The organism is Methylobacterium sp. HMF5984, from assembly GCF_045033435.1.
GTDB lineage: Bacteria > Pseudomonadota > Alphaproteobacteria > Rhizobiales > Beijerinckiaceae > Methylobacterium.
The window spans coordinates 3111863-3123568 of sequence record NZ_JBJFLN010000001.1 but is presented as its reverse complement, the minus strand read 5'-3'; the positions used below and the strand labels follow the sequence as shown (position 1 = coordinate 3123568).

General features: G+C 63.3%; 11 protein-coding genes, 1 tRNA gene and 1 pseudogene. 8 read left to right on the top strand and 5 right to left on the bottom strand.

Annotated features, from left to right (window positions below):
- Positions 1 to 7 precede the first annotated feature (7 nt).
- The 3 genes and pseudogenes from ACFZ8E_RS15105 to ACFZ8E_RS15095 all read left to right on the top strand — a co-directional run bounded on the left by ACFZ8E_RS15105 (position 8) and on the right by ACFZ8E_RS15095 (position 1892).
- Complete coding sequence (locus tag ACFZ8E_RS15105) at positions 8 to 526, top strand: SDR family NAD(P)-dependent oxidoreductase (RefSeq protein ID WP_405043133.1); 519 nt, start codon at positions 8 to 10, stop codon at positions 524 to 526.
- The gene (locus tag ACFZ8E_RS15100) at positions 420 to 809 is read left to right on the top strand and encodes an SDR family NAD(P)-dependent oxidoreductase (RefSeq protein WP_405043132.1); all 390 of its coding nucleotides are present in this window, start codon (positions 420 to 422) and stop codon (positions 807 to 809) included. The genes ACFZ8E_RS15105 and ACFZ8E_RS15100 overlap by 107 nt, the downstream gene beginning before the upstream one ends.
- 41 nt (positions 810 to 850) lie before the next feature.
- A pseudogene (locus ACFZ8E_RS15095) lies at positions 851 to 1892 on the top strand (SLAC1 anion channel family protein).
- Positions 1893 to 2300: 408 nt separating this feature from the next.
- Here ACFZ8E_RS15095 and ACFZ8E_RS15090 read toward each other — a convergent pair.
- Positions 2301 to 2594, bottom strand: coding sequence for a hypothetical protein (locus ACFZ8E_RS15090; protein WP_405043131.1), 294 nt, complete (start codon positions 2592 to 2594; stop codon positions 2301 to 2303).
- 17 nt (positions 2595 to 2611) lie between these two features.
- Positions 2612 to 3685 carry a hypothetical protein gene (locus ACFZ8E_RS15085; RefSeq protein WP_405043130.1) on the bottom strand — a complete coding sequence of 358 codons (1074 nt, stop codon included), beginning with the start codon at positions 3683 to 3685 and terminating at the stop codon, positions 2612 to 2614.
- 353 nt (positions 3686 to 4038) lie between these two features.
- Between ACFZ8E_RS15085 and ACFZ8E_RS15080 the strand changes: the two genes are divergently transcribed.
- The 4 genes from ACFZ8E_RS15080 (at position 4039) to ACFZ8E_RS15065 (ending at position 7253) form a co-directional block, all read left to right on the top strand.
- A protein-coding gene (locus ACFZ8E_RS15080) for an IS3 family transposase (protein ID WP_405042273.1) occupies positions 4039 to 5180 on the top strand; the annotation gives its coding sequence in 2 pieces (ribosomal slippage) (positions 4039 to 4306 and positions 4306 to 5180; 1143 coding nt in all).
- Between the two features lie 250 nt (positions 5181 to 5430).
- Positions 5431 to 5835: a hypothetical protein gene (locus ACFZ8E_RS15075; protein WP_405043129.1), complete on the top strand. Its 405-nt coding sequence runs from the start codon at positions 5431 to 5433 to the stop codon at positions 5833 to 5835.
- A 262-nt stretch (positions 5836 to 6097) separates the two neighbouring features.
- Positions 6098 to 6595, top strand: coding sequence for a hypothetical protein (locus ACFZ8E_RS15070; RefSeq protein WP_405043128.1), 498 nt, complete (start codon positions 6098 to 6100; stop codon positions 6593 to 6595).
- 31 nt (positions 6596 to 6626) lie between these two features.
- A complete protein-coding gene (locus tag ACFZ8E_RS15065) occupies positions 6627 to 7253 on the top strand; it encodes a hypothetical protein (RefSeq protein ID WP_405043127.1) in 627 nt (208 codons plus the stop codon).
- 59 nt (positions 7254 to 7312) lie between these two features.
- Here ACFZ8E_RS15065 and ACFZ8E_RS15060 read toward each other — a convergent pair whose 3' ends face one another.
- The 3 genes from ACFZ8E_RS15060 to ACFZ8E_RS15050 all read right to left on the bottom strand — a co-directional run bounded on the left by ACFZ8E_RS15060 (position 7313) and on the right by ACFZ8E_RS15050 (position 9979).
- The gene (locus tag ACFZ8E_RS15060; protein WP_405043126.1) at positions 7313 to 7621 is read right to left on the bottom strand and encodes a hypothetical protein; all 309 of its coding nucleotides are present in this window, start codon (positions 7619 to 7621) and stop codon (positions 7313 to 7315) included.
- Between the two features lie 362 nt (positions 7622 to 7983).
- On the bottom strand, positions 7984 to 9789 hold the full coding sequence (locus ACFZ8E_RS15055) for a tyrosine-type recombinase/integrase (protein WP_405043125.1): 1806 nt from the start codon (positions 9787 to 9789) through the stop codon (positions 7984 to 7986).
- A gap of 116 nt (positions 9790 to 9905) precedes the next feature.
- A tRNA-Gln gene (locus tag ACFZ8E_RS15050) sits at positions 9906 to 9979 on the bottom strand.
- A gap of 442 nt (positions 9980 to 10421) precedes the next feature.
- Here ACFZ8E_RS15050 and ACFZ8E_RS15045 point away from each other — a divergent pair.
- A complete protein-coding gene (locus ACFZ8E_RS15045) occupies positions 10422 to 11648 on the top strand; it encodes an ABC transporter substrate-binding protein (protein WP_147727533.1) in 1227 nt (408 codons plus the stop codon).
- Positions 11649 to 11706 lie beyond the last annotated feature (58 nt).

The following is an 11706-nucleotide window of genomic DNA, read 5'->3' as shown; positions in this document are numbered from 1 at the left end:
TACCTTGATGACCCAACACATTGGGACGGCGCTCGTGACGGGCGCGTCCTCGGGGATCGGCGCGGCTTACGCCGACCAGTTGGCTGCCCGCGGCCATGACCTTATCCTCGTTGCTCGCGACAAGGCCTGGCTGCGAGCGGCGGCGGAGCGTCTCGGCCGAGAGGCCGGCGTGACTGTGGAGGTCATGTCGGCCGACCTGACCCAATCGGAGGATCTTGCCTCGGTCCGGGACCGCGTCGCCACGGATGCCGCCGTAAGCGTCCTGGTGAACTGCGCCGGCCTCGGGCCGCTCGGCCCCGCCCTAGACAGCCCCGCCAGCCTCTATGACGGGCTGCTCGACCTCAACGTCAGGGCGCTGCAGACCTTGTCCCTCGCGGCGGCGAAGGCTTTCGGCGAGCGGGGAGCGGGGAGCGGGCAAAGTGATCAATGTGTCCTCCGCGGTCGCCATCGTCCCAGAGCGCTTCAACGCCCCCTATGCGGCGAGCAAGGCTTTCGTCCTGGCACTGACGCAGGGGCTCGGAGCTGAACTCGCCGGCAAGGGCGTGCGGTTCCAGGCGGTGCTGCCCGGCGTCACCCGAACCAACTTCTTTGACCGGACGGGCGCGGATATCGGGCAGATTCCCTCCGAGATGATCATGGAGGCGAGTGACCTCGTGGCGGCAGCCCTAGCCGGCCTCGATGCGGGCGAGACCGTTACGATTCCCTCGCTCCCCGATCTTGGTGATTGGCAAGCTCTCGAAGCTGCCCGGTTCCGACTTGGTCCCAACCTCTCCCGCAGCATGCCGGCCTCCCGCTATGGTCTCGGCTAACGCGCGCAGGATTCGTTGCCTCGTTGAGTAGGAGTTCGTCCATGCTGCAGGTCGTAGAAGGCGAGCCGAGCGAAGCCGCGCTGACCGCCCATCGTGACCCGGACCAGCCCCCTCTGCCGAGAGGTTGGCGGCAGATCGAGGCATTGCCGGTCGGCCTGTTCGCGGCGGTGATGGGCTTGACGGGACTGAGCGTCGCGTGGCGGCTCGCCCATGCGCGATATGGCTTGCCGTCCTGGGTCGGGGAGGCCATCGCGCTGATAGCCTCAACGGCCTTCCTCGCTATTGCGGCGGGCTATGCCGCCAAGGCCGTCATCGCCCGTGAGGCCGTGCGGGCGGAGTTCCGCCACCCCATCGCCGGCAACCTGTTCGGCACGCCGCTCATCAGCCTGCTCCTGCTGCCGATCCCCCTGGCGCCCTTCAGCCTCACGCTGGCGCGCGCGCTGTGGATCGCCGGCGTGAGGCATGACGCTGTTCGCGTGGCTGATCGTGACGCGCTGGCTGAGCGATCGGCAGCTGGCGGCGCATGCGACGCCGGCCTGGATCGTACCGGTGGTCGGCCTGCTCGATGTACCCCTGGCCCTTCCGGGGCTCGGTCTGCCGCCGATACAGGGAGTGATGATCTTCGGGCTGGCGGTGGGGCTGTTCTTCGCCGTGCCCCTGTTCACGCTGATCCTGTCACGCCTCCTGTTCGAGGCGCCGCTGCCCGCAGCCTTGCAGCCATCGCTCCTTATCCTCGTGGCACCCTTCGCGGTCGGCTTCTCGGCCTATGTTGCCACGACGGGCGCAATCGATCTCTTCGCCAAGTCGCTTTTCGCTGTCGCACTGTTCCTGCTCGCCGTGCTTCTGCCGAAACTCGCCCGGTTCGGACGCGCCTGCCCTTTCCGCGTCTCCTGGTGGGGCGTGAGCTTCCCGCTCGCCGCAACAGCGGTTGCAGCTCTGCGCTTCGCGACGGCGGAACCGGCTCCGGCGACCGACGGCCTCGCCCTAGTCCTGCTCGGGCTGGCCACGCTGGTCATCGGCTGGCTGCTCTTTCGAACTTTGATCGGCTTAGCTCGTGGAGAGCTACGGACACTGACGCTGTGACGGCCAATTGCCGAACTCCCGTTCCTCATCCGATGTCGGCTCTCACAACTTCTCATCAAAAAGCAGACTGACAGAAATCCACCCTGAGCGGCCTTCCCGCTAGCGACCCGACCCGGTCGTTGAGGTTTCCCAACGCGATGCCGCGGAAGCGGCCGTTGAGCGAGCCACCTATGTACGACTAAAGCTGACTGAAAACGGTCCAGCAACTTTGCGCAGCGGATCGCTTAATGCGGCTGCCTGAGAGGTCCGGCGTCGGCACCCTTCCTCTCAAGCCAACAGGCGTCGGCCAGCGGCCCGGTATCCAGTCTAAGGCAGGTCGCTTGGCACAGCGTCCTCCCGACATCGAGGAAATGCGACAGTCTGCCTAAAGCGTCCTGAAGCATGCTCGCGGATCTTACCTTGTGCGACTCAGCCGAAAAGCATGTCCGGACAGTCAGGCTCAGTCATCGGATCGCAGCGCCGGACGAACCCTGCGGTGTCCGGACCCACCGGGATCAGGCCGTACAATGCGTCGATGACGACCTTGTCGACGATCGCGGTGGCCGTGCGTCCCTGCAGCGCCGCGGCCATCTCGGCTGATCGATTTGCCAAGTGCAGTCGGGCCATCACCCGACCCAATGCGTAGAGGTTCACCTCGTAAAAGCTGCGCGCCTCCCCCTTGGAGGCCGGCACGGGAACGTCTGGGGCGGCGGTCGACGACATGAGCAATCTCCTTCTCGCTACTGCAAAGGCAGATCTCGGCGTTGTTGGAAGATCTTCAGCACAAGGAGCTCGTTGACCGCACGCACGGCCCCCTCCTCGGCTGCCGATCCTGATGCAGGCGCCGACACGATGCCCGTGAAGGGCCCACCGAGCAGGGAGCCAAGAACACTGTTCTGTGTCGACGTCAGCAAGCCCTTCGTTGGCGCGAAGAGACCGACTGTCAGCTTGTGAAGGTCGACGCGTTTGGCTTGGCCGGTGAACGACGCGTCCATCACGCGCAGTCCCGGCTTGAGCGGCATGAAAGTGACCTTCGGCGCCACGGAAAAATCCAGCGTCGTCGTGAACTGCAGTTGACGTGCGATCTTGGTCGGCCCGGCCGGTGCCGCGAGGTCTTTGCTGACATCGCCCGTGAGATTCCCGAAGATGGAAAGCTGTACAAAATTGAATATAACTTCCCTCATGCCGATATTTCCGGCCATGGGGTACAAGTAATTCTTGTCGGCCAGATATCCTGGCTTGCAGATGATGGACAGCGGTCCGGTCACCATCTTACCAAGAGTCGTCGAAGCGGTAAACAACTCCGTATTCTGGCGTTGGAAGTCAGCACTGGCGTTCAGGCCCAGAGCGCGCGTGGACCTCGTGAATACATCCAGCAGGTTGATCGAGATGCCGTTGGCGTTGAGCTCAGTCATTTCCAAGTCGTAGGTGTACGCGACGCCAGTGCCCCACAGGAGACCAATTATGGCGCGCGCGTTGCCTGTCAGGCGCTTGGGATCGAAGCTCTTGATAGAGTCTCTGTTGTTCGCCAGTTCCTTACCGATCGCGAACGAATGATCGTCAAGCCTTATGAACGGCCGTTTGGGATCATTCGTCTCGAACCTTTGTTTGTTTCTCTCGCTGCTAAGAAAGGTGATGGTGCTGTCAATAACAGCTTCACGCGTTTCGCAGCTAATCTGTCGCGATATCTGATAGCTGTCCAGGCCTGTGACATCTTCAGGCAATGGAGGGATCGCGCAGCCGGCCAATAGCGCACCGAGAGCTATTGTAAATGCAGGCCGCACGAAGTCGGCGCAAGTTAAAAACATCCGCACGTCGAATGCCCGCCTGCGATTGGACTTTTAACTGATCACTGTTTATTTCTGCATGATCCTCGGTCAGTGTCTGTAGCGGATTTGTCACTTTTCGTTGCATCTTTACGTACCCGCGGGCATGGGTAGCGATCGGGCTGGCGAAAGCCTGGACTGAATGATTGCAGGCCCGACGGAAAGCGCTGCTCGTACTGTCTGAAGAGCGCGGTGGCGGTCAGACCGCTGGCGCTCAGGCCAGCTGTAACCGTGATGGTCTTCCAGTACTCGAACGGCAGCGCTCGCCACGCGGGTGGCCTGACCGGCTGGCTTTGGACCGGGCTGATTGAGAGGATCAGCCAGGACCAAAGGAGTTGGACATGCGGCGAGGCCAGAAGACGAACGCGGAGCAGGTCGTGCTCAAGCTGCGTCAGATTGAGGTGCAGACGGCCCAGGGCAAGAGTTTGGCCCTTGCATGCAGGGAGGCGGAGATCTCCGAGCAGAGTTACTACCGCTGGCGCAAGGAGTACGGCGGCCTTCAGGTCGATCAAGCCAGGAAGATGAAGGATCTGGAGCGCGAGAACGCTCGTCTGCGCCGGCTCGTCGCCGACCTTTCTCTAGAGAAGCAGGTGCTGGCGGACGTCGCCTCGGGAAACTTGTAGCCCCCGAGCGACGCAGGCAGGCGGTGAACGGCATCCGCGAGAAGTACGGCCTCTCGGAACGTCACGCCTGCCGGATCGTCGGTCAGCACCGCGGCACGCAACGCTACGTGCCTACCGTGCTGGCCGACGAGGATGCACTGACCCAGGCCATGATCGCCCTGGCGTCCGAGTACGGACGCTACGGCTACCGCCGAGTCACCGCGCTGCTACAGGCAGCCGGCTGGCAGGTAGGCAAAGACCGGGTTCAGCGCATCTGGCGTCGCGAGGGGCTGAAGGTCCCCAGCCGACATAGACCCCGCAGCCGCTTGTGGCTGAACGACGGCTCCTGCGTGCGGCTACGACCGCTTCATCGCAATCACGTCTGGAGCTTCGACTTCGTGCAAGCCCAGACGCACGATGGGCGCTCTCTGCGCATCCTAACGCTGATTGACGAGCACAGCCGTGCCTGCCTCGCGCTGAAGGTGGCGCGGCGCATCAACAGCGTCGGCGTGATCGAGGCGCTGGCCGACGCGATGTGCCTGCACGGCATCCCGGAGCACATTCGCTGCGACAATGGCCCAGAGATGATCTCCAAGGCGTTGCGCAAATGGGTCGCCAAAGCTGGCTCACAGATCCAGTACATCGCGCCAGGATCCCCGTGGGAGAATGGCTACTGCGAGAGCTTTAACGGCAAGCTGCGCGACGAGTGCCTACGCCAGGAGATCTTCTACTCGCTGAAGGAGGCGCAGATCGTGATCGGTCTCTGGCAAACCACCTACAACCGCGTTCGACCGCATTCGTCGCTGGGCTATCGGCCGCCCGCGCCCGTCAGCTACCCGGGTCTGGCCTTCCGGCTACCCATGGCCGCCACCATGCAGTAGCCTCTCAATTGGCTCGGTCCAAAATACCGGTCAGGTCATGCCGAGTCGCCTTACGACGCTGCCGGAGGAGTTTCGGCATTGGGTAAGGGGTTGGGCGCGGCACCGTACGAGGCAGTGGGTGCCCGGGGCGGTCCGCGTGCGGGGTGTGGGTCAGGACCGGCCGGGCGAGACAACGAAGGCGGACCGTGCGCCGTGGCTGCACTGGCTGCGGGTCCACTACCTGCTAAAGTCGTATGACCGGTCGGCTGTCGTGCAGAGCGCCCGGCACAGCCCGGACGGTCTGCCGGTGCACCTTGGCGAGCTAATTGCCTTCCCGTGGCGTCACTCGGGCCCGGTGCCGACGCGGCAGCGGGTCGGGGCTTCGCGTAGCCTGAACCGAGCGCGGCGGCTGCTCGGGGTGCCGGAGGGGTTCGACGACCGGCTGACGAAGCCTGTTACCCTGGCGCAGCTGGAGGGGGATCCGTTGAAGGCCATGCGTCCGGTGACGGCGACGAACCCTGAGGTGCTGCGGAAGCCGGTGCCGGCCGCACCGATCCGCGGGCCGTTCCGCTCGGCCTACGAGGACGGCGCGCGGGACGTGCGCTGGCTCTACCCGCCGGAGTTCACGCGGGTGGTGCAGCGTCTGCAGCGGCTGACGCGGCGGCTCGAGGACTGACCTCTGATAGAGATGCCGGTCGCGGTGGTGGTGACCGCGGCCGGCAGCGGCGCGAAGAAGCGTCGTGGATGAAGGCGCTCCCGCAGTCTGAAAGGAATGCGGACGAGCTGGCCTCGTACTGAGAGTACGGATTCGTCGAGGAGCAGAGGTGCTGTTGAAAGCGCCACCGGATGACCGAGCCTGTATCCTCCAGAACGGTCGATCTGGATCGTGGAGCGGCTTAGCGCGTTGAGCGACGCTCGACGCGGACCAAGGGGCGCAGATGTCCTTCTCCACCTACGCCGTAACACCCGAAGGCAGGGCACGACGGTACAACGACCGCACTACCGTGACGCTTGCCGGCAACGGCCTGATCCGCTCAGCTTGGCGTCAGTTCCGAGGGGCAATGGAAGGTTCATGGTCCGTCTCGGCAGCGGAGATGCTGGTGGCCGGTGGTATCGACGAATCACGCGCCATCGTCGTCGATACGGCGCCTAAGAGGCCGACTGTTAGTTTGTTTGAGATAAAGCACGTTCTCGGCGTCACCTACGGGTGGGCCCCCCTGTGCCTCGTCATGGAACAGCTTTTCGTCGATGAAGATGTCAGCATCGAACCGCATATATTCAAGGAGAGCTTCTTAGACGCAAGATGCAGTCGAGTTATGGTTCGGACGATACTGTACTTGCAGGACAACGGAAACTGGGGTGGGAACAGCCGCACGACGGCGGCGCTGCTGTGGCCGGAAGCGTGGGATTTCTTCACCCAGTGGACGCCGCCGTAGGGTTAGTTCGGTGGGACGCCGAGGGAGCGCGATGGGCGACGATACAGAGCATCTTGACGAATTCGGCGATGTACCGGCCATCGAATTGGCATCTGACCCGCTGAGCATAGTCCCACCGGACGAACTGCAGCTGATCGGCGAGGTCATGGCCTGGTCGGCCTACATTGAAGCGGATCTATTCATGCTGTTCCTCGTCGCATGGCCCGGTGATGCCGAGCGGCGGCGCAGACAGTTCTACCGGGATACCCGCGGTATGCACGGACGAGCCAAACTCGTCCGGCAGTCGTTCGAGGGACGCGCCGACGGCCCTATCATGGCGGCACTCGGACGACTTATTGAACAAGTGAACATACTGGGCTCGTTCCGGAATGACGTGGCGCACAACCCCCTCATCAGGTTCGGTCCGAAGCGGGCGTTGATGCGCTGGACGCCGGGGAAGGGCACCGGCGCGGGGACGCTGAGTCTCGTCGATGCCACCGCTGCCCGACAGGTTATGCCGGCTATTCGACAACTTCACGACGACCTTAGGAACTTGGCCGCGCTCCTTCATTCGCCGTCCGGCGGGAGCTTTGGTATCACCTTCGGCGAGATGAACGAGCGGATGGAGGCTCAGATCGCCCGCTATGTTGCGTTTTCCAACGCGTCCGACGAGGACTGAGCACGGGGCTGAGAAATAATCCTGAAGCCAGAACGAAGCGGCGGGCGCCGGCGGGGGCCTCACTCGTCGAAAGCGATCTCGCAGCCGGTGTCGCGGGGAGGCGATGAACCAGCGGTGGTGCCGACCTTGCCCGTGCGTGTGAGAATGTGCTGGAGGGCGGTGAGGCCGGTCTCGGGGAGCGCGCCGAGGTCGTCGCTGCGGTAGATCGTGCCCTTGTCGGGGTAGAAGTTCAGGTCGCCGATGCGGATGTGGTAGCGGCTGCAGCGGACGAAGGCGAGGCGCTGTTTGCACAGCCAGGCGAGGGTCTCGCGGGTGGCCTCGCTGTCCTCGGGGTAGGTCTCGGGGCGGGGCTTGTGCTTCTTGGACATACGAGGCTCCGGGGCGAAGAGGTCGGAATACGGCCAGCCGTAAGAGGTGTGTTCAGGTATATGGCTGGTTGAACCGTCGAACCGATCTTAGTTCGTTTGCTGCGTTGCTTGCAGCGTCGAAAGTTTCGCCTGTGGCTCCGTCGTTCCCCTTTGTTGGTTATGACACAATGTCAACGATTTTTCTACTGTAAATTTAACCTTCAGACATCCGTTATTGGCAGTATTCATACCGTTACGTCAAATCAATACTGCAATATATACCTCCGTTGCCCCAACTCTTCCTAAAATTATTATGCCTCACTGCCTTCGGCAGGATTGATTTGCACTCGACTTCGCCGCCGAACATCTATGGGAAGGCTTGCTCAGGCTTCGGATTTCTTAGATAAAGACGTCGGTTCCACAGCGTCGGTATCGTGATAAAGGTACGAAAGGTCCACGCCGATACTGATGGCGTTGATTGCCGTTTGCAACTGACGGAGCGTCGTACGTTTGATGTATCGCGGGGTCTCACCAGGCGTTGCATGACCCGTTACGCGATCAATCATTGCGAGTTGAACATCAGCCTCCGACATGAGCGTCGTCGCCGTATGCCTCAAGCTGTGGAAGACTAGTTTATCCCGGTCGATGCCGATGTCGCGTCGATAACGCGTGAACCACTTTGAAAATGCATGGCCGAGGCGCCCATCCGCGCCGCCTCGCTCAAGTTGGGGGAACAGGCGGGTCTCACGGCGCCCGCGGAGTTGGATCACCCTGTCAAGGAGGCCGAGACGAACAAGTTCGTGATGCAAGGGTACGCGGCGGACGGCCTTGGCATTTTTCAACATGCGCCCATCGCGGGTGTTGAGATCGAAGAACCAGATCCCTTCGGCCTGCCGGATATCGTCTAGACTCAGTTGGCAAATCTCCTCCTGCCTCATGCCGGAGAAGACGGCGATGAGAGGAAGCCAAAACTTCTCGTCCCGTAGAACTAGGGGTCCGGGCTCGGCCCGGTGTATCTCCGAGGCGCAGCCCGTCCAGACCGGCGAGGCGAAGAGTGCGGCGAGTTCGGGCGCTTCCCAACAAACACGCTCCTCGTCGGCCGGCTTGCCTGCGCCGAAACGGAACCCCACGAAGATGTTGGCTTCGACCTCACCCTTTGCCTCTGCGGCCGTCCAGAGGGCAGATAGAGCAGAGAAATGCCGTTTGATGGTCTTCGCGGTGATCAGGGTCGCACAAATGGTAGCGGCCTGTCCGTCGAAATGAGCGATGATCTGCGCCACGCTCAAGCCTCGGTAGACGGATGCCTTGCCGTAGTCCGAGGGCAATCGCTGGAGCTGCTCCTTGAGACGACCGGCATCTTGGCGGGTGTATTCGTTCAGCGGACGATCGCCGCAAACGTCGATCAAGAGACGGAATGTGGCCCTGGACTGCGCGGCCGTCTGCCGCTCCCATGCGCCGCTCGCGATCTGATCGGATATGAATGATTCGGTTATAGTCGACAGGAGGGAAACTGGCGCCCGGTGCGCCTCTGGTATCGTTTCTTGGCTCGTCGGAACTGGCGTCGGCGATATGACCGACGGACGGGAAGCTGGTTCAGTATGAGCCGGTGACAGCGTCTCGCGCAGCAGCTTGTCCCTAGGCTCGTGGTTGAAGTCGCCAGTGTAGCGGGCCTGCAGGGCTTCGGCGACGTCGATACCAGCGCGCATGACGGCTTGGCGCGCGCGCTGCCAGTCGTCCGGTACGAGCTCGCCACAAGCGACACCCTGCTTCTTGAGCATGGCCTCGGTGATGACGCGCGCCTCGTCCAAGTGATTGCTGGCGAGGGCCCTGCGGGTCTTGGCGGCGATCTCGCCGTAATAGGCACCGCGTATCTCTGAGACGGCATCATCGTGGGGTGGCAATTGCAGACGCATAGCGTTCTCGCGCTCCAGCACGGTCGCGTAGAAGTCTTGCACGAGGCGGGCGAGTTGAGCGTCAGTGAGCATGGGTGTCGTGCGCACAACGCCGAAGAGGCGTTCCGAGGCGAGGTATAGCGTAGCGGCGTGGAGCTTGGCAGTCTGATGATCGACAGTGCCAAGGCTGCGTGTGAGTTCACGCCGTCCGATGAAGCCGCGCAGCTCCAGCGGAACGGTCCGCCTGAAGTGCAGCGTCCGGCCGCGCCGGACAACATTGGTGATTGAGGTCCGCACGCTGCTTGCCTGCCGCCCCGCAGGCGGACTTTGTAGCAGCGGATTGTAGCAACCGGCTCAACCCGCAGGGCAGCGAGACAGAAAACTGAGCGTTGAGAGTGACTTGGGCTATAAAATGGCTGGGGGACCTGGATTCGAACCAGGACCAGAGGAGTCAGAGTCCACCGTTCTACCGTTAAACTATCCCCCACCGAAGGGACGGGTACCGCTCGCGATCCGGGCACGGCTGGAAGCCGGCGACCGCTCGGAAGGGGTCCGTCGTTCGGGAGCGCTTCCGTTAAGGGGAAAGCGCGGATCGGTCAACAGGCTTTGCCCGCGCCGGCGCATTTCCGGGCCGGCCCGGCGCTTCCGGAACGCCCGGGCGCATCGGCCGGAGCATGGTCCCCGCGGAGGCCGCGACGGACGCCGCCTGGCCGACCCTCGCCGCGGCGGCCCGAGGTTCGCGCCGTAAAACCCACAACCCTTTGGATTTGTAGGCCGGACCTCGCGTCCTGCGTTGCGTTCGCGTGCACGTTCGACAATATTCCAGCGCCCGGGCAGGGGTCCGAGACTTCGGGCCGCAGAACCCGCGACGGTGCCTCAAGGCACCGCGACACAAAAAACGCCCGGATCGGGACACGGAGGAAACAGCCATGACACTGACGACGCGCGCGTTCGTCGGCGCCCTGCTCGGCGCGACGGCACTGGCCACGCTCGGCGCCCTGCCGTCCCAGGCCGCGGACCCGATCAAGATCGGCGTCACCGGCCCCTATACCGGCGGCTCCTCCGCCATGGGGGTGTCGATGCGCGACGGCGCACGGCTGGCGGCCGCCGAGATCAACAAGGCCGGCGGCGTGCTCGGGCGTCAGATCCAGCTCGTCGAGCGCGACGACGAGGCCAAGAACGAGGTCGGCGCCCAGGTGGCGCAGGAGCTCATCAGCAAGGAGAAGGTCGTCGCGACGCTGGGCTTCATCAACACCGGCGTGGCATTGGCCGCGCAGCGCTTCTACCAGGAAGCCGAGATCCCGGTGTTCAACAACGTCGCCACCGGCACCGTCATCACCAACCAGTTCAAGGCGCCGGACTACGACAGCAACTACGTCTTCCGGAACTCGGCCTACGACGTGCTGCAGGCCGGCATGATGGTCGACGAGGCCGTCGCGCAGGGCCACAAGAAGATCGCCATCCTCGCCGACTCGACCAATTACGGCCAGCTCGGCCGCGAGGACATCGAGAAGTACCTCGGCACCAAGGGCGTGAAGCCGGTGGTGGTCGAGAAGTTCAACATCAAGGACGTCGACATGACGGCCCAGCTGCTGAAGGCCCAGCAGGCCGGCGCCGACGTGATCCTGGCCTACGGCATCGGGCCGGAGCTGGCGCAGATCGCCAACGGCATGGCCAAGCTCGGCTGGAAGGTGCCGATGATCACCTCGTGGCCGGCCTCGATGCAGAGCTTCATCGACATCGCCGGCGCCAACGGCAACGGCGTGGTGATGCCGCAGACCTTCATCGAGGACAAGACGCTGCCGAAGCGCAAGGCCTTCCTGGAGGACTACTACAAGACCTACGGCGTGACCAAGATCCCGACCCCGGTCGCCGGCGCGCAGGGCTACGACTCGGTGTTCCTGATCGCCGCCGCGATCAAGCAGGCCGGCTCGACCGACGGGCCGAAGATCCGCGAGGCGCTCGAGAACCTCAAGGAGAAGGTCGAGGGCGTGGTGACGACCTACGACAAGCCCTTCACCGCCGCCGACCACAACGCGATCTCGCGCAACATGGTCGTGTTCGGGAAGGTGCAGGACGGCAAGATCGTCTACGCCAAGGACACGGACGCCAAGAACGCCGGCGTGGTGCGCGTCAAGGAAAAGACCTCCAACTGACGATTTTCGTCGGTCGGGCGGGATGATCCACCGCCGCCGGAACGCTTATCGAGCGTCC